General features: G+C 60.7%; 20 protein-coding genes and 1 tRNA gene. 12 read left to right on the top strand and 9 right to left on the bottom strand.

The genetic code is table 11. The features are described from left to right. Nucleotides 1-82 precede the first annotated feature (82 nt). Nucleotides 83-1165 carry a beta-ketoacyl-ACP synthase III gene (locus ACOOHD_RS01890; protein WP_420459869.1) on the top strand — a complete coding sequence of 361 codons (1083 nt, stop codon included), beginning with the start codon at nucleotides 83-85 and terminating at the stop codon, nucleotides 1163-1165. Nucleotides 1166-1218: 53 nt separating this feature from the next. Here the strand turns inward: ACOOHD_RS01890 and ACOOHD_RS01885 are convergent, their stop codons facing one another. Continuing rightward, nucleotides 1219-2526 carry a bifunctional folylpolyglutamate synthase/dihydrofolate synthase gene (locus ACOOHD_RS01885; protein ID WP_420459868.1) on the bottom strand — a complete coding sequence of 436 codons (1308 nt, stop codon included), beginning with the start codon at nucleotides 2524-2526 and terminating at the stop codon, nucleotides 1219-1221. Between the two features lie 54 nt (nucleotides 2527-2580). Here ACOOHD_RS01885 and ACOOHD_RS01880 point away from each other — a divergent pair, with 54 nt between their 5' ends. Then, nucleotides 2581-2907: a tetratricopeptide repeat protein gene (locus ACOOHD_RS01880; RefSeq protein WP_420459867.1), complete on the top strand. Its 327-nt coding sequence runs from the start codon at nucleotides 2581-2583 to the stop codon at nucleotides 2905-2907. On the opposite strand, the gene ACOOHD_RS01875 is transcribed toward ACOOHD_RS01880, so the two are convergent. From ACOOHD_RS01875 to proC, 5 genes are read right to left on the bottom strand one after another with little or no spacing between them, the layout of a single operon-like run. After that, nucleotides 2904-3302: a hypothetical protein gene (locus tag ACOOHD_RS01875; RefSeq protein ID WP_420459866.1), complete on the bottom strand. Its 399-nt coding sequence runs from the start codon at nucleotides 3300-3302 to the stop codon at nucleotides 2904-2906. The two genes, ACOOHD_RS01880 and ACOOHD_RS01875, sit on opposite strands and share 4 nt — an antisense overlap. 13 nt (nucleotides 3303-3315) lie before the next feature. Continuing rightward, the gene (locus ACOOHD_RS01870) at nucleotides 3316-3864 is read right to left on the bottom strand and encodes an RNA polymerase sigma factor (protein WP_420459865.1); all 549 of its coding nucleotides are present in this window, start codon (nucleotides 3862-3864) and stop codon (nucleotides 3316-3318) included. A 27-nt stretch (nucleotides 3865-3891) separates the two neighbouring features. Next, a complete protein-coding gene (lipB, locus tag ACOOHD_RS01865; RefSeq protein WP_420459864.1) occupies nucleotides 3892-4617 on the bottom strand; it encodes a lipoyl(octanoyl) transferase LipB in 726 nt (241 codons plus the stop codon). Between the two features lie 13 nt (nucleotides 4618-4630). Next, nucleotides 4631-5623, bottom strand: a complete 993-nt coding sequence (locus tag ACOOHD_RS01860; RefSeq protein ID WP_420459863.1) for an NAD(P)H-quinone oxidoreductase — start codon at nucleotides 5621-5623, stop codon at nucleotides 4631-4633. Between the two features lie 3 nt (nucleotides 5624-5626). Continuing rightward, nucleotides 5627-6430: a pyrroline-5-carboxylate reductase gene (proC, locus tag ACOOHD_RS01855; RefSeq protein ID WP_420459862.1), complete on the bottom strand. Its 804-nt coding sequence runs from the start codon at nucleotides 6428-6430 to the stop codon at nucleotides 5627-5629. Between the two features lie 140 nt (nucleotides 6431-6570). On the opposite strand from proC, the gene ACOOHD_RS01850 reads away from it, so the two are divergent. The 3 genes from ACOOHD_RS01850 (at nucleotide 6571) to ACOOHD_RS01840 (ending at nucleotide 11639) form a co-directional block, all read left to right on the top strand. After that, nucleotides 6571-7266: a MarR family winged helix-turn-helix transcriptional regulator gene (locus tag ACOOHD_RS01850; protein ID WP_420459861.1), complete on the top strand. Its 696-nt coding sequence runs from the start codon at nucleotides 6571-6573 to the stop codon at nucleotides 7264-7266. 86 nt (nucleotides 7267-7352) lie between these two features. Beyond that, entirely contained in the window at nucleotides 7353-10133 is a 2781-nt protein-coding gene (locus ACOOHD_RS01845) for a TonB-dependent receptor (protein ID WP_420459860.1), read from the top strand. 174 nt (nucleotides 10134-10307) lie between these two features. Beyond that, nucleotides 10308-11639 (top strand): DUF4038 domain-containing protein, encoded by a 1332-nt coding sequence (locus tag ACOOHD_RS01840; RefSeq protein WP_420459859.1) that lies wholly within the window; start codon nucleotides 10308-10310, stop codon nucleotides 11637-11639. 13 nt (nucleotides 11640-11652) lie between these two features. Here the strand turns inward: ACOOHD_RS01840 and ACOOHD_RS01835 are convergent, their stop codons facing one another. Then, a complete protein-coding gene (locus ACOOHD_RS01835; RefSeq protein WP_420459858.1) occupies nucleotides 11653-12273 on the bottom strand; it encodes a Uma2 family endonuclease in 621 nt (206 codons plus the stop codon). A 50-nt stretch (nucleotides 12274-12323) separates the two neighbouring features. Further along, entirely contained in the window at nucleotides 12324-13379 is a 1056-nt protein-coding gene (locus ACOOHD_RS01830) for a sugar phosphate isomerase/epimerase family protein (RefSeq protein ID WP_420459857.1), read from the bottom strand. A 282-nt stretch (nucleotides 13380-13661) separates the two neighbouring features. On the opposite strand from ACOOHD_RS01830, the gene ACOOHD_RS01825 reads away from it, so the two are divergent. Beyond that, entirely contained in the window at nucleotides 13662-14183 is a 522-nt protein-coding gene (locus tag ACOOHD_RS01825; RefSeq protein ID WP_420459856.1) for a DinB family protein, read from the top strand. A gap of 89 nt (nucleotides 14184-14272) precedes the next feature. Beyond that, on the top strand, nucleotides 14273-15736 hold the full coding sequence (locus ACOOHD_RS01820) for a hypothetical protein (RefSeq protein WP_420459855.1): 1464 nt from the start codon (nucleotides 14273-14275) through the stop codon (nucleotides 15734-15736). Here the strand turns inward: ACOOHD_RS01820 and ACOOHD_RS01815 are convergent. Continuing rightward, nucleotides 15690-17066 (bottom strand): TlpA disulfide reductase family protein, encoded by a 1377-nt coding sequence (locus tag ACOOHD_RS01815; protein ID WP_420459854.1) that lies wholly within the window; start codon nucleotides 17064-17066, stop codon nucleotides 15690-15692. The genes ACOOHD_RS01820 and ACOOHD_RS01815 overlap by 47 nt on opposite strands. A gap of 92 nt (nucleotides 17067-17158) precedes the next feature. Here ACOOHD_RS01815 and ACOOHD_RS01810 point away from each other — a divergent pair. From ACOOHD_RS01810 to ACOOHD_RS01790, 5 genes are all read left to right on the top strand, one after another. Beyond that, nucleotides 17159-17230: transfer RNA gene (locus tag ACOOHD_RS01810), tRNA-Arg, on the top strand. Nucleotides 17231-17239: 9 nt separating this feature from the next. Beyond that, complete coding sequence (locus tag ACOOHD_RS01805; RefSeq protein ID WP_420459853.1) at nucleotides 17240-18421, top strand: hypothetical protein; 1182 nt, start codon at nucleotides 17240-17242, stop codon at nucleotides 18419-18421. 63 nt (nucleotides 18422-18484) lie between these two features. Next, nucleotides 18485-20104, top strand: coding sequence for a GMC oxidoreductase (locus ACOOHD_RS01800; protein ID WP_420459852.1), 1620 nt, complete (start codon nucleotides 18485-18487; stop codon nucleotides 20102-20104). A gap of 78 nt (nucleotides 20105-20182) precedes the next feature. After that, on the top strand, nucleotides 20183-23311 hold the full coding sequence (locus tag ACOOHD_RS01795) for a tetratricopeptide repeat protein (RefSeq protein ID WP_420459851.1): 3129 nt from the start codon (nucleotides 20183-20185) through the stop codon (nucleotides 23309-23311). Nucleotides 23312-23318: 7 nt separating this feature from the next. Then, nucleotides 23319-24989, top strand: a complete 1671-nt coding sequence (locus tag ACOOHD_RS01790) for a hypothetical protein (protein WP_420459850.1) — start codon at nucleotides 23319-23321, stop codon at nucleotides 24987-24989. Nucleotides 24990-25118 lie beyond the last annotated feature (129 nt).

Below are 25118 nucleotides of genomic sequence, written 5' to 3'. Positions count from 1 at the left end.
TCTAACTGGCCGAAGGCCGATCTAACAAGCCGTAGGCGATCTATTATCTACCTTTACCCCTTTAGCGCTAACCCCCTCGTTCATGCCATACACCACCATCACCGGTCTAGGTCACTACGTGCCGAAAAATGTCGTTACCAATCAGGATCTGACTGCAGTAATGGAAACCAGCGACGCGTGGATCCGTGAACGCACCGGGATCGAGGAGCGGCGCTACATCGACCGGACCAAGGAGACCACCACCTCACTGGCCGTGGAGGCCTCGCTGCGGGCGATCGCCGATGCGGGCATCGACAAGGAGGAGATTGACTTTATCGTCTTCGCTACCCTGAGCCCCGACTATTATTTTCCCGGCAGCGGCGTACTACTGCAACGGGAGCTGGGCATCAGTAGTACGGAGATCGCCGCCCTTGACATACGTGCGCAGTGCTCGGGTTTTATCTACGGACTAAGCACCGCCGACCAGTTCATCAAATCGGGAATGTACAAGAAGATCCTCCTGGTGGGGGCCGAGGTGCACAGCGTGGGGCTCGATTTCACCACGCGGGGGCGTAACGTCAGCGTGATCTTCGGGGACGGGGCCGGAGCAGTGATCTTGGAGGCTACCGAAGACCAGGACCGAGCCATACTCTCCACCGTGATGCACAGCGATGGTACCTACGCCGAGAAGCTCAGCTACATGTACCCGGGGGCCCACGGCGGCTACTTCATCGAGAAGTACGGCCTGGAGGGCTTCGACGTCGAGTACGATCTGGAGAACAACCAGTACGGCGGCGTCTTTTGGAATCAGGACATGCTCGACCAGGCCCGCGTATACCCCCATATGGAGGGGCAGGCGGTGTTTAAGATGGCAGTGCGCAAGTTCCCGGAGGTGATCATGGAGGCCCTCACCCAGGCTGGCCTGAGCATCGAGGACCTAAACCTACTTATCCCCCACCAGGCCAATCTGCGCATCAATCAGTTCGTGGCTAATACCATGGGGCTCTGCGACCACCAGGTGTACAACAACATCATGCGCTACGGCAACACCACGGCGGCCTCGATCCCCCTGGCGCTCTCCGAAGCCCGCGACGAGGGCAAGGTGAAGAAGGGTGATGTGATCACGCTGGCAGCCTTCGGGGCCGGCTTTACCTGGGCGGCGGCGGTGCTGCGGTGGGGAAAGTAACTGTAGCGGCGGCTTAGCTACGCTGCTTCCTTCGGAGGTCAGCCGCCAGGCTGCTACAGCACTTCCGCCACAGTGAAGATGCTCCCTCCTACAAAAACAATGTCGTGCTTACGCGCCGCCACTATGGCCGCCGCGTACCCCTCGGTTACTGATCCGTAGGCCGTGCCCAGCAACTTATACTCCGCCGCAGCCGCCCGTAGCGCTTCGGCCGGCAGCCCCCGCGGGATATCCGCCTTCACGAAATAATAGCTGGCATTGGTGGGAAACAGCGGTAGCACCCGGCCCAGGTCTTTATCCGCCACTACCCCAAGTACGAAGTGCTGATGCCCCTTACGGTAAGCATTAGACTCGTTGAGCTGCGCGACCACCGGTGCGAGCCCTTCGGCATTGTGCCCGCTATCTGCGATCGTGAGGGGGTTGTCCTTCAGCACCTGCCAGCGGCCGATGTAGTAAGTATGTTTACTCACATCGCCCCAGGCGTCGTGTAGCTTTTCGTCGTCCAGTGCGAGGTGGCCATCCAGCTGTAGTAGCAGTAGAGCTGCCAGCGCAGTGCGCATATTCTCCTCCACGTAGGGCCCCATCAGCGAGCTCCGGATTGGAAAGCTAAGCGGTGGTAGTGGTTGAGCGGCGAACAAGTGGGGAGCGGTGTAATCGTCGTTGCGCCAGTAATTGGCCCGTACGTTGTAGGTCTGATCGGCAAAAATGATTGGCGCACCCACCTCCGCGGCCTTCGTTCGAAACACCCCCTCCGTCTCGGTTTGGGTCAGCCCGATCACCACCGGCCGCCCCGGCTTGATGATCCCCGCCTTCTCCCCGGCAATTTCGGGCAGCGTATCGCCCAAAAGCTGCATGTGATCGTAGCCAATGTTAGTGATCACGCTCAGCACCGGATCTACCACATTGGTGCTATCCAGCCGCCCGCCCAGGCCTACTTCCAGTACCACCCACTGCACCTGCGCCCGCGCAAAGTAGTCCAGCGCCATGGCCACCGTAATCTCAAAGAAGCTGGGCTCGATGCGCTCGATGGCCGACTTGATTCGCCCCACAAAATCCACTACCGCATCCTGTGGAATAAACTCCCCGTTGATCTTGATCCGCTCCCGAAAGTCTTTGTAATGTGGGCTAGTGTACATCCCCACGCGGTTGCCATGCGTCTGGAGCGCCGCGGCAATCAGGTGGCTCACCGTGCCCTTCCCGTTCGTCCCCCCCACGTGTACAAAGCGCAGCTGTTGCTCCGGATGCCCCAACCCCTCCAGCAGCAGACGAATGTTCGTCAAATCTTTTTTCATCGCCACGTCGCCCAGCCGCTGATACATGGGTAGGCGGGTGAAGAGGTAATCAAGGGTCTCTGGGTAGGTCAAGAGGTTAAGGGGTCAGGGGGTTAAGGGGTTAAGGGGTTAAGGTAACTTTGTGAGATGAATCGAAAGGAGCAGATTATTGAAATGTTGGAGGGGGCCCCAAAGGATGCTTTTCTGCGCTTTGCGCTGGCGAAGGAATGGGAGGGCGAGGGCAACGATCCGGCCGCGCTGAACATCTACCGCAGCATCGTCAACGATCAGCCCGAATACATCGGCACCTATTACCACCTAGGTAAAACGCTGGAGCGAATGGAGCGGCCACGGGAGGCCTGGCGGGTGTACACCGAGGGGATGGCGGTCACCAAACGGCTCGGGGAGCAGCACGCCATGCGCGAGCTAGCCGGTGCGCGCATGGAGCTAGGGGACGAGGAAGACTTTGCCTAGAGCCGGTACTTTGGGGCTACGGTGAGCCGGCCGCTGGGTTCGTTGCGGGAGACCAGCGTGCCATCGGCGCGACCGTCCTGAAGGGGGGCGTAGGGGGCAATGCGGATCGTAGTGGGGGTGGCCCCATCAAATCGAAGATCCTCCATCGACTGCGCGCGCTGGGCCAGTACATCGCAGTTCGGGGTGGTCGGCAGGGCGGTCAGGGCGGCGTAGCCGGCCACGAGTAAGAGCACCGCGGCGATCATCCAGGGGCGGAGACCGAGGATGCGGGTACTACCTCCCCCGCGGCGGTCGAGGCGCTGCTCGATGCGGTCCCAGTTCTTGGGATTAGGACGGCGGCGCAGGCTCCGGGCGGTGCGGCGGAACTGACGGTCGAAGGTGTCGGGACTTGACATGGTAGCGGTAGGATTAGCGGGCGGGGTAGCCCAGTTTTTCGAGTTGCTCGCGCAGGCGCTTTTTGGCCAGGATGAGCTGTGATTTGCTGGTGTTGATGCTGATCTTGAGCAGCTCGGCGATTTCGCGGTGCTTGTAGCCCTCGATCACGTAAAGGTTGAATACGGTGCGGTAGCCGGTGGGTAGCCCGTCGAGCAGCTTGAGGATGTCGCGCTCAGCCAGTCGCTCGGCGGCGGCGGCCGGCACGCTGTAGCTGGCGGGGTTCACCTCGGTAAGCTCGGCGGCCTGCTTAAGGGCGTGCTTCTTGCGCAGCAGCATCAGCGCCTCGTTGACCACGATGCGGCGGATCCACCCCTCGAAACTGCCCGTATCGTTGAAGGTATCGATCTTGTCAAAAACCCGGAAGAAGGCGGTGACCAGTACATCGTCGGCGTCAGACTCCCGGCGGCAGTAGCGGCGGGCTACGGCACCCATCAGCGGAGCGTACTGCTCGTAGACTGCGCGCTGGGCCCGTCGGTCGTTAGCTCTGCAGCCGGCGATGAGTTCCTGCTCCGTCGTGGTCAAAGGGGGGTTAAGGATTGGGTTCGGGACCTAGATGCTCGGCGCGGCTGCTTTGGTGGGTGTGAAGGTGAATACCTCGGCAAAGTGCCGCTCCATACGGGGTAACACCTCGGTGAGCTCCAAGGGTCTACCGAGCTCCACGCTCATGCTGGTTACGGCCCGGTCGGCATCGGCAATGCCGCAGGGCACTATGTGATTGAAGTAGCTTAGATTGGGCCGTACGTTGAGGGCCAGCCCGTGCATGGTCGTCCAACGGCTGAGGTGCACCCCGATGGCGCAGATCTTGCGGCGCGGCTGACGGCGGGCGGGGTCACCGGCCAGCCACACCCCCGTGTAGCCGGGGTCGCGCTCGCCCACCAGTCCGAAGTCGGCTAGGGTGCGGATCACCACCTCCTCCAGACTCCGTACGTAGCGGTGCACGTCGTTGAAGAACTCATCGAGGTCGAAGATGGGATAGGCAACGAGCTGGCCGGGGCCGTGGTAGGTGATGTCACCGCCGCGGTTAATGCGGTGGAAGGCGATGCCCTGCTGGGCTAGTTGGGCTTCGGTCAGCAGCAGGTGGTCGACGGAGCCGGATTTGCCTAGGGTGAAGACGGGCGGGTGTTCTACGAAGAGGAGGTGGTGGTGCTGGCCTACGGTTTCTCCTTTGCGGACGGCTAGTTTGCGGGCTACTACTTCTTGGTGTAGCTGGGTTTGTAGGTCCCAGGCTTGTTGGTAGGGGAGGTGGGCTAGGGGGTGGAGGTGGACGGTGGGCATTCGGCACACGAGGTTAGGGATCGACGATACCTATAGTCATAACGATCTTACCGACGTTGGCGTTGCTGGCCATGTAGCGGTGGGCGTCGCCGACCTGCTCCCAGTCGTAGATGGTATCGACCACTGGCGCCAGGGTGCCGTCGGCGAAATGGGGCCATATCTTCTCGCGAAAGTCGGCCGTGAGCTGCTGGCGGTAGTGGTCGGAACGGCTACGCATGGTCGTACCCGTAAGCTGAATACGTTTACGCAGAAAGGGTGCCATACTGAAGTCCGCCACACGGGCACCCCCCAGGGCGGCCAGGCTAACGATGCGAGCATCGGTGGCGCAGCAGGCCAAGTTCTTGTTTAGGTAGGGTCCGCCCACGAAGTCAAGCACGATGTCTACCCCCTGGCCCTCGGTAAAGTCCAGCACCGCCTCGGCAAAGTCCTGCTGGTGGTAGTCAATGCAGATAGCCGCGCCCAGCTCAAAGAGCCGCTCGTGCTTGTGTCCGCTGGCCGTGACGATAGGCAGGGCCCCGGCTAGCTTAGCCAGTTGGATAGCTGCCGTACCCACCCCGCTCGCCCCGGCGTGGATCAGCACCGTATTACCCGACTCCACCCGTCCGATCCAGTGGAGCGCCTGGAAGGCCGTCAGGAAGGCCTCCGGTATCGCCGCCGCCTTGGTAAAGGAGAGCCGCTCGGGTAGCTTAAGGAGCATGCGGTAGTCCACCGCGATCTGTTGGGCATAGCCGCCGCCGTTGACCAGGGCGCAGACGTTATCTCCTACCTCAAAGCCCTTTGCCTCGGGCCCTACCTCCAGTACGGTACCGGCAACCTCTAAACCCAGAATCGCACTGGCCCCCTCGGGCACCGGGTATTTACCCTCCCGCTGTAGCAGATCGGCGCGGTTCAGAGCGGTCGCGGCAATGTGTAACAGCACGTCCGGGGCCGCAGGTGCAGGCTCAGGTACGTCGGCCAGATGCAACTGGTGGGCATCCCCCGGCGTGTCGAATACAATAGCTTTCATCGGTCAGTTTTTACCCAGCGCAATGGCCCGGTCGAGCGCGGCACGCGCCCCGCTCTTGATGTCTTCAAATACGCTGGTAGCCTGAAAGGTAGTCATGGCCGCCTCCGTAGTGCCGCCCTTGCTCGATACCCGGGCAATCCACTCGCGGCAGCTCAGGTCGTTTTTCATCTGCAGCTCAACGGCCCCGCGGAACGTTTGGGCTACCAGCAGTTCGGCCTGACTCTCATTGAAGCCCATCTCAGTGGCCGCCTCGATCATGGCTTCCATAAAGTAGAGTACGTAGGCCGGTCCGCTACCGCTGATGGCCGTCGTGGCGTCAATGCTGTACTCGGTATCGACGTAGATGGCCTTGCCGGTCGTATTGAGCAGGTTCTGCACCAGCACGAGCTCGATGCGGGTCACGGCCTCGCTGGCGGTGTAGCTGGTCATGCCCAGTCCGATCTGGGCCGGCAGGTTGGGCATGGCCCTGATTACCTTTTCTACCCCCAATCCCTGTTGGATTGAGGCAATCGTCACCCCTGCCATGATGGATAGGTACACCTGCTGGGGGTCGGCGTGGGGCCGTAGGCTGGTGAAGAGGGCGGCGCTATCCTGCGGTTTCACGGCCAGGATGATCAGGTCGGCCGCGGCCAGGCAGTGGTCGGCACTGGTGTAGATGGTACCAAGTTCTTCGCGGCGCAACTCCTCGGCCTTCTCTTCCTGCCGCTCCAGGATCATAAGATCATCCTGGTTCACCAGGTGGGCGCGCAGTAGGCTCCTGGCGTAGGTTTTTCCCATATTGCCGCCGCCGATGACGAGGATTTTCATTGCTTGGTCTTTAGGTGCAAGGTAAGTAGATCGCCTTCGGCGGGGGGCTTTGTTGGGTTGTTGGGTTGTTGGGTTGTGGAGTTGTTGGGTTCGTGGGGATGCTCGCTTCGCTCGTTGGGTATTGCATAGCGTTGCTCTGCGTGATTTTCTCTGCACCTGCGGCCCCGCCCCCCTACCACGCCTACCACGCCTACCACGCCTACCACGCCTACCACGCCTACCACGCCTACCACGCCTACCACGCCTACCACGCCTACCACGCCTACCACGCCTACCACGCCTACCACGACGGTAACTCAACAACCCAACAACTCAACAACCAACCACACAACAACCCCACCCTCACCAGTGTATCTATTGTAACAACACGAAAGCCCTACATGCCTACCATAGAACAAGAAATCCAGCAGACTACCTTTACCTCACCGGCGCACCGCACGCAGTTGAATATTCTTTATACGGCGGGGTGGATCAACCAGCAGACGATGCAGGCGCTACGGCCCTTTGGGCTAAGTATACAGCAGTTTAATATCCTCCGGATTCTGCGGGGCAGAAAGGGGGAGCCGGCTACGGTAAAACTTCTGACCGAGCGAATGCTGGATAAGATGAGCAATGCCAGCCGCCTGGTGGACAAGCTGAAGGAAAAGGGCTACGTGAAGCGGCAGGAGTGCGAGACCGACCGGCGGCGGGTAGATATCGTGATCACTAAAAAAGGGCTGGGCATCGTGGGGCGGGCCAGTGAGGCGATGGAGCGTGACGTGATTCAGCGATTCAGTCACCTGGAACCGGAGGAATTTGACCGCTTGTCGGAGCTACTGGACCGACTGCGGGGGTAGTAAATCGCCAAAAACGTAGTTTCATTTGAACCGAATAGTCTAGTATCTTGGCTGGACTAATCTAGTACTTCATACTACTGCTAGCTATGGGACTACGTCTACACTTTCTGCTGTTGCTCTGCTGCGTCGCTGGCCTTACGCTATCAGCACAACTCTCCTCCTCCGGCCCCCGAACCATCACCGGTACGGTGAGCGACGATACGGGCGAGCCGCTGCCGGGCGCCTACATCACCGTAAAGGGTTCCACCTTAGGGACGACGACAGATGTAGAAGGAGAATACACCATCTCCCTACCCAAGGCGGCCAATACACTGGTCTTTTCCTTCCTGGGCTTCGGCACCATTGAGGTCCAGGTGGGGGAAAGCGACCGGATCGACGCCGTGCTCTCCGCCGGCACCGTACTGGACGAGATCGTGCTGGTCGGCTCACGCTCGGCGGGTCGGACCAAACTGACCACTCCCGTGCCGGTCGATATTGTGGACGTAACCGAGGTAGCCTCCGCCTCCGCCCAGACCAACGTGAACCAACTGCTGAACTACGTGGCCCCGAGCTTCAGTTCCAACACCCAGACGATCTCCGACGGTACGGACCACATCGACCCGGCCTCGCTACGCGGCCTGGGGCCCGATCAGGTGCTGGTGCTCATCAACGGGAAGCGGCGCCACAACACCTCACTGGTCAACGTGAACGGCACCTTCGGGCGGGGTAACGTGGGCACGGACCTTAACTCCATCCCGGTGGCGGCCATCGACCGCATCGAGATTCTGCGCGACGGGGCCTCGGCCCAGTACGGCTCGGATGCGATTGCCGGGGTGATCAACATCATCCTGAAGGAGTCAGCGGGACTGCGGTTGAACGCCGAAACCGGGGCATACGTAAGCTCCGAGATTCCCGACTACCAGGGTAGTACCGACGGGGAGTTCAATCAGATCAGTGCCAACTACGGCATCCAGCTCAACGAGAACGGTGGGGTACTCAACTTCACCGGAGTATTCGACGACCGTAACTACACCAACCGGATGAAGGAATTTACCGGTAATATCTTTAGTGGGTACAATAACCCCGACTACGACGGTGATCTCAGTGACGACATCACGGAATCCGAATTGGCCCGCCGCGGCTTACAGCGCAGTGACTTCAACATGCGCGTCGGCCAGTCCGCTCTGCGCAACGGCGGGGTGATGTACAACTTCAAGCTGCCGGTAGCCGCCGCCACCGAGATTTACAGCTTCGGCGGCCTCAATTACCGCCGCGGCAACGCCACCGGTTTCTACCGCCTACCGAACCAGAGCCGAACGGTGACCGATATCTACCCCAATGGCTTTCTGCCCGCCATCAACTCCAATATCAATGACGCCAGTGTGGCGGTGGGCATCCTTAGTGTGTACAATAAGTGGGAGGTGGACTTCTCAAACGTCTATGGCCGCAACAGCTTTGGCTACCTGATCAATAATACCCTCAATGCCAGCCTGGGCTCGGCCAGCCCCACCTCCTTCGATGCCGGCGGCTTTAGCTTCGCGCAGAATACCTCTAACCTGGACATTCGCCGCTACTTCGACGACGCGCTAAGCGGCCTCAACATCGCCTTCGGTGCCGAGTACCGCCTGGAGAACTACCGCATCACGGCCGGCGAGGAGGGGAGCTACACCGACTACGGAGCGGCTAGCGAGTTCATCAGCCGCGGGGGGGATACCATTGTGATCCGGGACGGGATGGGCCCCATCAGTACCGTCTTCGATCCGCTGGGTCGCAGCCGTCCGGGGGGGGCGCAGGTGTTTCCTGGCTTCCGGCCCGATAACGAGGTCGATGCCTACCGTAATAGCGTGGGCGTGTACGGCGACATTGAGGCCGACCTGACCGAGCGCTTCCTGCTGGGGGCCGCCGTGCGCTTCGAGAACTACTCCGATTTCGGTTCTACAGTGAATGGTAAACTCACCGCCCGCATCAACCTCAGTGACAACTGGACGCTGCGCGGCGGTGCCAGCACCGGCTTCCGGGCGCCCAGCCTGCATCAGCTCAACTTTAATTCTACCTCTACCCTCTTCGTCGACGGTGTACCCTTCGAGGTAGGCGTGTTCAGCAACGACAGTCGGCCGGCCCAGCTGCTCGGCATCCCGCAACTCAAGCAGGAGCGCAGCGTGAACTACAGCGCCGGCTTTACCGGTCGCATCCCGGATGCAAACTTGAGCATCACCATCGACGGCTACCTGATCGACATCAACGACCGGGTGGTACTTACCGGGCAGTTCCAGGGCGGGGACGCTACGCCGCAGCTACAGGAGATCAGCCGCCTACTGCAACAGGCCAATGCCAACCGCGCCGCCTTCTTCGCCAACGCCATCGACAGCCGCACCCGTGGCATCGACGTAGTGGTGACCCACAACGCGCGCCTGGGCAACAACAACCTGCGTACCTCGCTGGCCGCCACCTTCGCCCAGACTACCCTGGAGGAGGTCAACACCAGCTCGGTACTGGAGGGCTTCGAGGATACTTACTTCGACCGCACCAGTCAGATCTTCCTGGAGTCCGCCGTACCGCGCACAAAGGCTAACCTGACCCTCAACTACGACCTGGACAAGTTCACCATCTTCCTGCGCAATGTGTACTTCGGTCCCGTCGATGAGGCTACCAACAGCCTCGACAACGACCAGGTGTTTTCCGGTAAGGTCATCACCGACCTGAGCTTCGGCTACACCATCAGCGAGCGGCTGGGCCTAACCGTCGGTTCTAATAACCTGCTCGACGTCTACCCCGACCTAAATTCACCGGAAAATCAAAGTGACGGGCGGTTTTTGTATAGCCGGCGTTCGCAGCAGTTTGGGGCGAATGGGCGTTATTTGTTCGCTCGGGTACGGTTTAGTTTGTAGTTATTGCGTTGGAGAGTTGTTGGGTTGTTGCGTTGCCGTCGTTGGAGGTGTGGTAAGAGGGCGGGGCCGCAGGTGCAGGATACACGCAACGCCGCTGCATATGCGCTCCTATATTACACCTGTCATACCTAGCACACCTATCACGCCAACAACCCAACAACCCAACAACCCCCAGTGATCCGCCTGCTTCTCCTCTGCACCTGCGCCCCCGCCCTCCTCACCGCCCAGCTCCGGCTAGCCATCAGCGCCGATGGTAGCCACATCGTGAACATCACCCAAAACACCACTCCCTTCTTCTACCTCGGTGATACGGCCTGGGAACTACTCCACCGGGCAGACGAAGCTGAAACGCGAATGTACTTGCAGGACCGCCAGGCCAAGGGCTTCAATGTCATCCAGACCGTAATTCTGGCCGAGCTGGAGGGCCTGACCACGCCAAATGCCAACGGGGACCTGCCCCTGGACAACCTCGACCCTACTAACTGGAACGAACCCTACTTCGCCCACGTAGACCGGGTAGCGGACCTAGCCGACAGCCTCGGCATCTTCCTGGGGCTACTGCCCACCTGGGGTGATAAATTTAACAAGAAGTGGGGGGTAGGGCCGGAGGTGTTCACGCCCGAAAACGCCGAAGTATACGGCCGAATGCTGGGCGAGCGCTACCAGGAGCACAACGTGATCTGGATACTGGGCGGGGATCGCAATCCGGAGAACGAGGAAGACTTTGCCATCGTCCGGGCCATGGCTAAGGGACTGCGGGCGGCCATCGGCGATACCCAACTGGTCACCTACCACCCCCAGGGGGGCTACCGCTCCTCCCAGTTTTTTGCCGACGACGAGTGGATCGACTTCCACATGTTCCAGTCCGGCCACGGCAGCCTAAACGACAAACAGAACTACGACTTTCCGCGCGACGTAAACCGGGAGGCCCCCGGAAAACCCGTCGTGAACGGCGAGCCTGCCTACGAGGACCACCCCATCAACTGGCGGCCGGTCAACGGCTGGTTCGATGACTTCGATGCCCGGCAGGCGGCCTGGTGGAGCGTGCTATCGGGGACGGATGGCCACACCTTCGGCAACCATAACATCTGGCAAATGTGGCAACCCGGGCGGGAGCCCATCAGCAGCGCCCGTACCCCCTGGAAGGAGGCCGTACACTACCCCGGGGCGGCGCAGATGGGCCACCTGCGGCGGCTAATGGAGTCGCTACCGTATTACGACCTAGAGGTGGACTGGGACTTCCTGACCGCCGGGCCGAATAGTAGTGGGCGGGAGACGGTGGTGGCGCGGACGCCGAACGACTCACTTGTACTGGCCTATACACCCTACGGGGATGAGTTGATCGTGCAGACAGAAAAGCTACCGGAGGGGGCCGACTACCGGTGGTTCGACCCCCGTACGGGTGGTGAGATTCCCTTCAAGCCGGAGGAGCGGGGGGAGACAATGGTATTCGATCCGCCCTTTGCGGCGGAGCGGGGGAATGACTGGGTGCTGGTTATTCAGTAGTCGGCCTAGATAATTATTCGGGGTCAACAGAAGGCAAGATATCCGCAACAACAACTTCACCGACAAAGGGGCTGGTAGCCTTGCTATCTTCGGCGTACATCACAACGCTTCGGTAAAGTCCCTGGACGCGATCGGGTTGTAGGTGTAGCTCCAACTGCCGCTCCTTAAGATTCACTATCCAGTATTCTGGAATCCCCGCCAGAGCGTAGGCAGTTTTCTTTTTCCCACGGTCGACAAGCAAGGAAGAATCGGCTACTTCGATTAGCACGAAAACATCCGTGATTTGAGGAAAATTTTTCGCGTAGTGATCTGATCGATAAGCGACCACGACAAAGTCCGGTTGGGGCAGCGACTCGTCCGATAGCTGAACCGCATTTTCTGACCGAAGACCGTATTTTTTAAAGTAACGCTCGGTAAAATACTCTTGAAGCAGCTCTATGCAGGCTGCATGAGGAGGGTTAGCACCCATACGTTCATAAATTCCTCCAAACAGCAACTCAAGTCGCTCGTCTTCTCCAAACACGCCATTCTGAATAGCCTTACGGTAGCGATCTACCGTCCAGTGCAGTACCCTAGGCTTAACCTGAGTAGTGTCCGCTAGCTCTTTCCAGCTCTCTGCAACCGCAGTCATCATATCACGCTAGTTTTAGTACTAAACGATCAGCATCTCCTCATCGTTGCGCGCTAATCAAGTCCCAGTATTCGTGCATTACCCGCCGCATCCGTCCCCGCATCCGCAAAGTCGTCAAAGGCCCGGTCGGTCACCTGGATAATGTGCTCGGCGATGAAGGGTGCCCCCTCGGCCGCCCCCTGATCGCTACTCTTGATAGCACACTCCCACTCCAGCACGGCCCAGCTATTGTAGTCGTACTGACTCAGCTTCGAAAAGATTCCCTTGAAGTCGACCTGCCCGTCTCCTAAACTACGGAAGCGGCCGGCCCGGTCAGCCCAGCCCTGGTAGCCGCCGTAGACACCCTGCTTACCCGTAGGATTAAATTCGGCATCCTTTACGTGAAAGGCACAGATACGGTCGTGGTAGAGGTCGATGAACTGTAGGTAGTCCAGCTGCTGTAGCACGAAGTGACTGGGATCGTAGTTGATCTGCGCCCGCGGGTGGCCGTCCAGGTAATCGACAAACATCTCGAAGCTGATACCGTCGTGTAGGTCCTCGCCGGGGTGTAGCTCATAGCCCACGTCCACACCCACCTCATCGAAGGCATCCAGGATCGGCTTCCAGTGTTTGGCCAGTTCGGTAAAGGCCTGCTCGACCAGTCCGGCCGGCCGCTGCGGCCAGGGGTATACGAAGGGCCACAGCAGGGCGCCGCTGAAGCTGGGGTGGGCCTTTAATCCCATATTCGCACTCGCCTTAGCGTTGAGCAGCATCTGCTGGGTGCCCCACTCCATTTTCGCCTTCCGGTTGTTGTTGGCCTCCTTCGGTGCAAAGGCATTATACATGGTATCGTAGGCCGGGTGCACGGCTACCATCTGTCCCTGTAGGTGGCTGGCCAGCTCGGTGATTTCCAGTCCGTGCTCGGCTACCCGCCCCTTGAGCTCATCGCAGTAGGTCTTACTCTCGGCGGCCTTTTCCAGGTCGATCAGGCGGCTGTCCCAGGTGGGGATCTGCACCCCTTTGTACCCGAGCCCGGCCATGTAGCCGCAGATGCCGTCGAGGGTATTGAAGGGGGGCTCATCGCCCATAAACTGAGCAAGGAAGATGGCGGGGCCTTTGATGGTGGTCATGGGCAATTATGATTTACGATTTATAATTTACGACGTACGATGTACGATTTAGCTGCCGCTGGTGCAGGCGTTGTGTGCGTGGTAGGCAGGCGCGGTCGCAGGTGCAAAGAGGATCGCGCGAGCCAACGGGGCTAACATAGGTAAAAATCACTTGTGCCTACTTGCTACGCCGTTCTCCCATAGCACTTACCTTTCCCCTTCACACTTTAGCCACCCCGAGCGAAGCGAGCTGCCCCGCCAATCGTAAATCCGTACGTCGTAAATTGTAAATCGTAAATCCTTATGACCGCCGCCGACCTACCCGCCACCGAATACGCCGAGTTCTACGCCGGCTACGTCCAGCAGGTGCCGCCCACCATTAGCCTGCGTACCGCCCTCGATGACAGCGAGGCCCTGCTGACCGATTACCTCAGCAGCGTGGCGGAGGAGCGGGTGGATTTCGCCTACGCCCCCGGCAAGTGGTCCGTCAAGCAGGCGCTGCAACACCTGCTGGATAGCGAGCGCATTTTCACCTACCGCATCCTGCGGCTCGGCCGCCACGATGCCACCCCCCTGCCGGGCTTCGAGCAGAACGATTATGCTCTGGCAGCCGATCTGAGCGGACGGGATTTTAGTCGGATGGTTGAGGAGTTCCGTACCCTGCGTAAGGGAACGATCGCACTAGTAAGCGGACTTACCGCGGAAGACCTCGAGTTTCGCGGCACGGTCAGCGACCATACCATGAGCTGCCGGGCCATGGCCTTCATCCTCTGCGGTCACACCTACCACCACCATACGATTTATCGCGAACGCTATGGCCTCTAGGTACCGAACCCCCCACCCGGTACGTTAGCACCACCATATCCCCCTCCGCCTTGGTTCGTCTCCTTACCTGCACCCTGTTACTACTCTTAGTGGGCCATCTCCACGCCGTTGACCTCACCGGCCGCCTGCGTATGCTGTATCCCGGCGAAAGCCCGGCGGCCATCCAGCAGCGGCAGTATCTGGGCAAGCAACTGGAAAATCTGTTCGTCCGCCTCAACCACTACGACCGGGTCAACCGGCGCTCCCGCCGTAAGCAAATCGAGCGTATCGAGCAACGCTACCGCCGCGAACTGCTGCTCCACTACGACCCCAGCGCCGAGCTGACCGACGCCTTCCGCGACGGCCGCTACAACGATGCCACCGCCGCCCTCCTCTACGGTCTGGCCCTGGAGAAGTACAACATACCGTACGAGGGCCGCGTGGATCACTGGGAGAGCTACCTCATTGTGGACCCCCAGGGCAAGAAACCCGTCCGCCTAAATGCTCCGGCAGTACGCCCCCATACCCCGGTGTCCGAACGAAGCTACCGACGGGAGTACCTGGCCCTGGTACGCAGTACGCTCGACGAAGACCTCACCACCCTGAGCCCCGCGGCCGCCGACCGGCTCTACCACCAGTACTACTACGCGCCGGATCAGCGCCTAAACTTTCGCGAGCTATCGGCCTACACCCAGTTTCGACGCGCTCAGCGGGCCTTTGCGAGCAGAGACTACCCGGCTACGCTGGCTTACCTCACCGAGGCCCGACTCCTGGACGAGCGCCCCGCCTTCCGCCTCTACCAACGGGCCGTCGCGCTACAGCAGGCCAGTCTCACCGTACCCGATGAAGAGACCCTGGTGAAGGAACTCTTCGTACAGTGGCGGGAAGACCCCGGCAGTCAGTACCTCCCGGCCCGCCTGCTGCGGTACTTCGACGAACAACAACAGTTGCTACTGGCACGGGGGGGGGCGGAAGGGGCCCTAGACCTGCTCAACCGGTACTGCACCCGCGCACCCGCCCACACCCCCCAGTGGTGCGCGGAGCTGGGTATGCTACAGAGTCTGCGGCTGCTGGCGTACTACCAGGCGCGCGGCGAAAACGTGCAGGCCCTGCACCTGGCCGAGTCACTCCTGAATGCTCACCCCGAAGATCTTCGACTGCAGGGGTACGTGGCCGAGCTCACGCTGGTCAACCTGCGTCAGACCTATCCCGATGCGCAAGAATTGGTGGACCGGGCTAAAGTAGCCGCCCGCCGCTATCCTTTCTTGCTAAAGCATGACCGCTACGCCGATATCGTACTGCGGCAGACCGCCCTACGGGTGCGGGACCTGTTCGCCGCCGAACACGAGACCGCCGCACTGTTAGCGCTAGCGCACTTCCGTAAGCAGCTAACGGAAATCCCGAATGGTTACGACCGGACGCTGTGGACGCTGACGGCCTTCGTGGCGGCCAGCAACTACTACTTCGCCGAGGAGGATTATGCGCCGGCGCGCGCCTACATCGAGGAGGCGCTGCGGTACGACCCCGCTAACGACTTTTTGCTCCACCAGCAGGACCTACTGGCGCGCTACTGAGTAGCTCCCGCACCGAACGATCGAAGCTTTCCACGAACTCGCCGTACTTCGAGGTGGCCGGTCCGTTGAAGCCGGTATGGATACGGCGCACCTGATTGTCGCGGTCCACGAAGAGCATGGTGGGGTAGCTGATCACCTCGGAGAGCATGGGCAGGGCACGCCCCGCCTCGTTTTTGTCGTTGCTACCGGCCAGAAGAATGGGCCAATCGACGCCCTGGTTTTCCCGGTAGCGGCGGATGGCGGCGCGGCTGCGGTCGTCATCGGCGCCGTAGCGTTCGAAGGCTAGGGCGATCACCTTCAGGTCCTGGGTGTCGTGGGTGGCCAGGTACTCCTGGAGGAAGTTGGTCTCGTCGCGGCAGTTGGGGCACCAGGTGCCGAAAAGCTGGATGAGTTTGGGCCCCTTGATGTCGCTCAGTCGCACCGTATCGCCCTCGGCGGTAGGAAAGGCAAAGGCCAGGGGGACGTCGTCGCGCAGCCGGGTCAGCGCATCGGGATCCGTAAGCTCGGCGGTGTCATCGCGCGTGGCCGTCCAGTCGGTGATGTAGTGGCGGCCACTGCGGAAGGTGCCGGTGAGGCTACCGTCGTCCTTGATCAAGGCCTCGAAGAGAAAGGCATGGCTACCGTCGAACACGCTGAGGTACAGCTTATGGCCCTGCACGGTACCCTCCAGGTAGCGGTAGTCACCGGTCTCGGTGCGGAAGGTGCCGGTCAGGTGGTTACCGTCCTGCTGGAACTCAGCTACACCGGGATAGGGGTCTTCGGTGGCGTCGCCGGCAAAGGTCACCGCCCAGCTACCGCTCACGTCGGCAGCCGGCTCCTTCTGTAGGGGGGTAAAGCGAAACCCCTTGCCGAAGTAGGCCTTGAAGGGGATCACGTAGTTGTCGCGGTAGTGCACCACCCAGACCCCCTCGATCACATTTTCCTCATGGTAGGCGCTGATGTGGGTATCGTAGACCGGAAAGTCGACGCGCAGCGTATCGCGGCCCGCCTGCTGATCGCGGCCGGCGGTGATGTCCTTAGCTGGTACCAGGATGTCTTCCTCCCCGTTGTGGATCACGAGGTGGAAGGCAGTGTCGCTATCGTACACCACGTCGAAGGTAAAGGGCAGTTGCCCCTGCGTCACGTCATCAAACTCCAGCCCGACCTTTTCGGGGATGGGGGCGCCCTTGGGGTTGGGTACGATGGGGTTGTACTCCAGTTCCAGCACGCCGCGGTAGGGCCCGGGGGGCAGGAACTGGTAGCGCTGCTGCACGAACACGCAGGCGGTACCCAGCAGTACGAGCAGGAGGGCGCTGCACGCAGGTGCAAGGAAGGGACGAAGGGCGGGCATGGCGGCGGGTTCGATCTTAAAGCTAGGACAACGCTTTTGTGCGGGGGTAGTTGGTGAAGTGGTGGCGGGGCTGTACTTTTGCGTCCGTTTCCGGTCTCGTAGTACAACGGATAGTATACAGGTTTCCGAAGCCTGCGATGATGGTTCGATTCCATCCGAGACCACTTTTTTACATGCCTCTCACCGGTATTCTCCCTCCCCTACTTTTCAGCCTAGCCTTCCTCCTCCCGGCCTATTGGCTGTACCGGACCGGCAGGCGTGCCATCAGCCTTGCACCGGCGTGTACCGCCCTGTTGCTTGCCGGGACCACGGTGGCCATCTACGTGAATGAGGTGCGCCATACCCAGGCCCGCTATGATCTGGACCTGCTGCTGGAAAACCTTTCGGAGGGGGAGCTTTACACGACTACGGCGCTGCGGGACGAGCGGGAGACGCTGTTCCTGTTTTCTACCGCCAGTCAGGCACTGTACCGGGGGCTCACCTACGCGCCCGAACGCAAGGAAGCTATCGATTCGGTGCTATTACGTATGGCCGACTGGACGCGTCGGGCCAGCAACCTACCGCAGTGGCAGGCGGGTACGGACTGGGATCGTTCGGTGTTCTTCCTGGCCCACGCCGGGGCCGTGCTGGGCCACTACCAACTGGCTACGAATGATGAGCGGTATGCGCCCTACTTCCGCCGCATCGGCGACTACCTGGGCCAGCGGATGGTACGGGGGCATTACAAGCACCTGGGAAGTAGCGGGGATGAGAGCCTGCTGCGGCCGGCGGATAATGCGGCGGCGATCTACGTGCTTACGCTCTTCGATGCCTACTACGGGGAGGCCTACGCGGTGCAGACCCGACGGGAGTGGACGAATTACATCAAGAAGGAGCTTTACTACGCTGAGAGCCGGCTGCCGTGTGCGGCCTTCAACGTGACCAACCGCTGTAGCCTGGAGCCTAGCGCGGTGGCCAGCGGACTCTACATCGCCTACCGGGCGGCGGCGGCTCCGGAGAGGGAGATCAGAGATGACATTCCCTACCGGGAGTGGCTGCACTACTTTAAGCGGTTTAGTGGAAGTCCGTTTAGTCTGTCGATCCGGCCCAATATGCGGAGTGGTGAGGTGGCGCGGTTGTGTAGTGCGGGGGTGTCGCCGCTGGACTGTGGGTGGTACGAGGACGCGGTGGGGCTGTGGGCGGCGGCCGAATACGGGGGGGGCTACACCTACTTTCGGCTGTTTGCCGGGGCGGTGTTCGAGCGGTGGTTCGGGGGGCGGCCGGACTTCGGGGCGCTGCGGCCGGCGCTGCGGGTAAAGGCGCTGACGGTGGTGGCGCTGCGCTGTATCGGGGAGGGTACCAGGCTGGAGGCATGAACCAAAATCCGGCTAGTTGCTTTCGTAGCTGACACTGACCGTACGCCCCCAAAGCCTAACAGTATGCCCAACGATTTCGACGTCATCATCATCGGCTCCGGTGCCGGTGGTGGCACCATTGCCTATACCCTGGCTGACACCGGTAAGAAGATCCTCATCCTGGAGCAGGGCTCCTTCCTGCCGCGCGAGAAACGCAACTGGGACCCGGCTTTCATCTTCGGCGAAGACGGCTACAAGGCCAAGGTAAACTGGGAGGGACCGGACGGCGAGACCGTTAACCCCGTCCTGTACCACCGCGTGGGTGGCAACACCAAGATGTACGGCGCACTGCTACACCGGCAGCGGCCGGAGGATTTCCGGGACCAGCAGCATAAGGGCGGGTTGAGTCCTGGCTGGCCGGTGAGCTACGATGAGTTCGAGTCCTACTATATGATGGCCGAGCACGTGATGAAGATCCACGGCAACCGGGGGGAGGATCCCTCGGCCGGTTGGTCAAGTGGGCCGTTACCCTTTAAGGCCTTTCCGCACGAGCGGCGGATCCAGGAGGTATCGGACGCCTTTGCCAAGCTGGGCCTCCACCCCCACCACTCCAACCTAGCACTGAACCGCGACATCGACGAGCCCTGGCGGCGGCCCTGTATCGCGTGCAACACCTGCGACCCCTTCCCCTGTATGCTGCACGCGAAGTCGGATGCCGAGACCGCTCTGGTACGTCCGGCCCTACAGCACGACAACGTGATGCTCTGGACCGGAGCCTATGTCAACAAGCTGATTGAGGAAGGGGGAAAGATTACCCGCATTGAGGGCACCCACGATGGGGAGCCGATGAGTTTGAGCGCCGACCTAGTAGTCGTATCCTGCGGGGCGATCAACACCGCAGCCCTACTACTGCGCTCGCGGGTGGCCAACTCCTCCGACCAGGTGGGGCGCAACTTTACCAAGCACAACCAGAGCGGTATCTCGGCCATGGACTACACCAACGAGAACGACACCATCTTTCAGAAGACCCTGGGCGTGCACGACTTCTACAACGGCGGGCCCGGCATGCCCTACCCACTGGGTACGGTGCAACTGACCGGCAAGGCGCACTGGACGCGCATCATGAGCGACTACGCCAGTCAGGGCATCAAGGAGGACCGGGCGAAGGAGGTACAGAAATACGCCGTCGACTTCTGGTTCACCAGTGAGGACCTGCCCGATAACCACAACCGCATCGAGTGGACGGACCGGGGCATCAAGTTCAACTACCGGCCCAACAATCGGGAGAGCCACTTTGAGTTCCTCGATTTCTTTCAGGAGAAGTATCTCGAACTGCAGGGCTTTACCGACTTTATGCGCTCCACTAAGGGGCTGGAATTTACCTGGCACCAGGCAGGCACGGCGCGATTTGGTACCGACCCTACGAAAAGCGTGCTGGACACCAACTGCAAGGCCTGGGATCTGGATAACCTCTACATAGTCGATGCCAGCTTCCAGCCCAGTCAGGGAGCGACTAATCCGACGCTGACCGTCATCGCTAACGCAATTCGGGTGGGTGAGCACCTGCGCAAGGACTGGTTTGGGGAGGGCGGGGTGAGCCTGGCCGATTACCCCCTGTCCGAGGGCTACATGGCCGATAGTGCCGCGGCGGAGATCGTGGACGGTACCTACGCGGCCGGAGACGCCAAAAGTTGGGGGGCGTAGTAGGAAGTAAAGACCAAAGCGGGGGTGGAAGCGTTATTGGCCAGCGGCCTATCTTGCCGCCCCTTATCCGCTGCCACTATGACATTCACCCGCTTTCTCTTACCCGGACTCTGTTTTTTCGTCTCCCTGAGCGTTTCGGCCCAGGCTACTACGGTGTACACCGAGGCCTGGCGGACCTTTAAGGAGGCCGAGGATCACCGGCAGAAAAACGTGCTGGAAAAAGCCCAGCGGGAGTACGCCGAGGTCGTGGATATGCTACTGCCCGTGCACCAACCCGAGGCGGAACTGCTACGGATGCAGGCCGAGCTCAATGTGGCCAAAATAGCCGTGCGGTTGGGCAAAAGCGACGGTGAGAAACTTATTCTGGACTTCGTGCGCCGCTACCAGCCGGACCCCATCGCCAATACCGCCCTGCTAGAAATCGCCCAGTACTACTTCGACCAGAACGAGCTGGATAAGGCGGTGGAGTACTACCTGCTGGTACCCCGGGACATGATGAGTGCCGAGGAGCAGGCGGAGGTCAATTTCCGGCTGGGGTACGCTTACTTCGTCCAAAAAGACTTTGAGGAGGCCCAGCGCTACTTCCAGTTCAGCAAGAGTACGCAGGGCGAGTTTTACTATCCGACCAACTACTACCTGGGCATTATCCAGTTCTTCGAGGGCAACTACGATCTGGCGCTGGAACAGTTCCGGATCGCGGAGCAGGACCCCCAATACAAGGGCTACATTCCCTACTACATCGCCCAGATCTACTTCGCCCAGCGGCGCTTTGAGGAGCTGATCGCTTACGCCGCCCCGTTGGTGGAATCCGGTGGAGCCAGCCTGAAGAACCGCAAGGAAATGGAGCAGCTACTCGGCCAGGCCTACTTCGAGCAGGCCAACTACACCGCTGCGCTGCCCCTGCTGGAAAACTACGCCAAGGGCAACCGTAAGCTGCGCGAAGAAGAGCTCTTCCAGCTTGGCTTTGCCCGCTACCAGACGAAGGACTACCCCGGGGCCAGCGAGGCCTTCCGGGAGGTGAGCGGCCAGCAGACCGCTGTGGGCCAGAGTGCTAACTTCTACCTGGGAGATATTGCCCTGCGCCAGGGCGATGGCGTAGGCGCCCGCTCGGCCTTTGCCGCGGCCAGCCGGCAGCCCTTCGACCCCGAGGTACAGCAGGAGGCCCTGTTCAACTACGCCAAACTGAGCTACGAGCTGGGGTACCCGGCCGATGCGATCACGGCCATCCAGCAGCTGCCGGCCGACTCTAAGTTCTACGGTCAGGGACAGGAGCTGCTCGGAGACGTGTTCACCACTACCCAGGATTACCAGCGAGCCCTCGACATCCTGGAGGCCATGACTGATCGCTCCCCCCAGCTCGACGAAGCCTACCAACGGGCAGCCTTTTTACGTGGACAGGAGCTGCTCGGACAGGGCGATATGGTACAGAGCAAGGCGCTGCTAGAAAAAAGTCTCCAGCGCCCGGTCAATGCTTCCTACCGGGCCCAGGCCCTGTACTGGCTCGCTGACCTGGCCAATCGCCAGGGAGATTACGCTACCTCCATCGAGCTGACGAATCAGTTCCTGGCACTAGCCAAATCGACGGAGGGACTGCCCCCCCAGGCCTCGCTCTATACCGGCAACTACCTACAGGGGTACAACTACCTGAAGCAGGACAACTACGCCAATGCCCTGACCTACTTCACCAGTACCGTGGAGGGTATCGAGCGTAACCTGCCCTACATCACCGATACCGACGTGCGCGAGCGGGTGCTGGGGGATGCCGTGCTCCGGGCTGGAGATGCCTATTTCGCCCGTAACCAGTACGATCTGGCGGCCCGCTACTACGACAATGCCATTCAGCGGCAGTCCGTAGGTTTCGTATACGCTTTGTACCAGAAGGCACTCATCGAGGGCCTACGCGGACGAAGCGCCGAAAAGCTCCTCGCCCTCGAGCAGTTGGTGCAGAACTACCCCAACAGCCAGTTCGCCGACGACGCCCTCTACCAGCTCGCCCTCACCTACCAGGAGCTCAATCGGCCCCAGCAGGCCCTGGAACCGCTGCGTAAAATCATCAGCCAGTATAAGGTCAACTCGCCCCTAGTCAATCAGAGCCTGCTACAGCTCGGCCTCATCAGCTACAATTTAGGTAACAGCGAGGCGGCCATCAACTACTACAAACAGGTCTTCGCCTCCAACCCCAGCCCCGGGGAGGCCACCCGCGCCCGCGATGCGCTACGCGAGATTTACGTAGATGATATGGGGCAGGCCGATCTTTTTTTCCAGTTCTTCGAAACCCTGCCCGGCCAGGAGATCACTACCGATGCCCGCGACAGCATCAGCTTCCGCGCTGCGGTGAGTCAGTACGAAAACGGCAACTACGAGCGGGCGGTGACCGGCCTGACCGAGTACCTGCGGCAGTACCCCCAGAGTCCGAATACCCTGCCCGGCGTGTTCTACCGCGGTGACAGCTACGTAGCCCTGCGCCGCTACAACGATGCCCTGCCCGACTACGAGGCCGTAATCAATGCCGGTCCGAGCCGCTTCTACCTACCAGCACTCAAGAAGGCGAGCCTGATCGCCTACAACAGCGTGCAGGACTTCCAGAAGTCCTTCCGACTCTATACCCTACTAGAAGCCGCGGCCGATAACGAGACGGTGCGCTTCGACGCCCAGGTCGGTGCCCTGCAGTCCGCCTACCGCCTCAACGATACCCGCGCCACGGAGGACTACGCCGCCAAGGTAGCCGGCAACCCCAACGCTACGGCCGCCCAGCGCACCATCGCCAACTTCTACCTCGGTAAGATTGCCTACGATCGTAAAGACCTGGTGCGGGCCCTCCCCTACTTCGATCAGGTCATCGCCAACAGTGACGACGAGCGCACGGCCGAAGCCCGCTACCTGCGCGCCAGTGCCGTGTACCAGCAGGGCAACCTCGACCGCGCCCAGCAGCTCGCCCTCGAGGCCAACCGCGAGAGCTCGGGCTATCCCTACTGGGTAGCGAAGACGGTCATCCTACTTTCCGACGTGCTCCGGGATAAGAAAGACCTCTACAACGCCCGCGCCGCCCTCGAGGCGCTGCTCGAAAATTACTCCGAGGACGCCGCCCTCGTCGCCGAAGCCCGCCAGAAACTTACGCAGGTGGAGGCCGAAATCCAGGCCGGTAGTCGCCTCAACACCCAACCCACCGATCCCGCCCGCCTCGAACTCGACAATAGTGGAAACTAAGCCCAGCATGCCCTCTATCCTTCTTCGCTTTTTCGTGGGCCTCTGCCTCCTGCTGCTCTGCCCCGCCGCCGCCCTACTTGCCCAGGACAACCCTCCTAACCTCGAGGACAATAGCGTCACTGTAGTGACCAACTTCGAGGCCCGGCTCACCGATGCCGAGCGCGTACTGGTCAACCCCGTGCCCCCGCCGGCCGATACCGTGAGCCGGCGGCAGACCTATACCATCCTGCCCCGCCCCCTCGAAATCGAGTACCCGGCCCCCACCATCCGGCCGCGGGCCGTGCAGCGCACTCAGCCGGAGCCCATCAAAAATGGCTACGCCAAGATCGGTCTGGGACTACCCAACGCACTCTACGGCGACCTGAGCTACGACCTCACCGGACAGGACAACCTCGACCTGGGCCTGTTCGCCAACCACTATAGTTTCAACAACGATAAGAAGGTCGAGAACCAGCGGGCGAGTGATACCAAGATCGGTGCCCGGGGTAACTACCTCTTCGAGCAGGGCTTCGCCGTCAAGGGCGGATTGAGCTACGACACCCGCAGCCGCTACTACTACGGCTACAACTTCCCGGAGGTGGCCCGCGACAGCACGGAGGAACCGCTCACCTTCGATCCCGACGATGTACGCCAGCGCTTCAATACCTTCGCCCTCGACGCGCAGATCTATAATGGCACGCGTACAGAGGGCGATATTGACTACCGCGCCGGCATTGCGCTCTACCTGATGGATGCCAATCCCTCCGTGCGTGAAACCGGCTTCGACATCACCGTGGGGGGTACCAAGTGGATCAACGGTACCAACCCACTGGACGTAGAGTTCCGCGCTGATTTTACCTCCTTCAAGGACACCAGCTCCCAGAACCTGAACGTCTTCAGTCTCAGTCCTAGCTACACCGTACTGGTGGCCGACTTCATCAAGCTCAAAGCAGGGGTCCGCCTGGTTGGCCAGGAAGACGACTTCGACGTATTCCCCAACGTCACCGCCTCCGCCGTTATCGTGGACGGTCTCCTAAGTGCCTTTGCCGGCGTCGAGGGCAATGTGGTCAAGAACACCCTGCGCTCACTCTCCGATTACAACCCCTGGATCAACACCCGCCTGCGCGTACGCAACTCCGAAGCCACTCGCTTCTACGGCGGCGTAGAGGGTACCTTCCGCCGCATCGCTTACCGTGCCGAGGCAGGTTATAAGTACCTAGATAACCTGGCGCTATACGTCACCCAGCGCGACGGCGACGACATCCCTATGTTCGACGTGCTCTACGATGACGGCAGCCAAGTGTACCTCCAGGCCACCGCTACCCTCCCCCTCGTAGAAAATCTCGACCTCAGCGGCACCTTCGTCCAGCGCTTCTACAGCATGGAGGATGAGGCCAAGCCCTACCACCTTCCCTCCCTGAGCCTCAACGCCGCCGGTATCTACACCCTGCCTACCCTGCCCCTGCAGCTGCGTGCCGATCTATTCATTGAGAACGGACTTCCCTACCAAACCGCCGAGGGCGGTACCGACCACCTTAACGCCCTGCTCGACCTCAGCCTCAGCGCCGAATACACCATCACGGACGCCTTCGGTGCCTGGGTGCGGGTGAACAACCTGCTGAATAACAAACGGGAGCGGTTTTTTCAGTACCCTACGATTGGGACTAACTTTATGGTTGGGGCTACGGCTAGCTTTTAGAAACTCCGCCTTTTAAAGACTCCGCTTTGCGGAGGTAGACCCCTCGCTGGCGCGTTTGGGGGTAGACCGCTGCGCGGGTAGAGCTGCCGCCGTTACAGCTTTACGGCCATCTACCCGCGAAGCGGTCTA

The sequence above is a fragment of the Neolewinella sp. genome, from assembly GCF_965214665.1.
Lineage (GTDB): Bacteria > Bacteroidota > Bacteroidia > Chitinophagales > Saprospiraceae > Neolewinella.
This window is presented reverse-complemented; position numbering and strand designations above follow the sequence as displayed.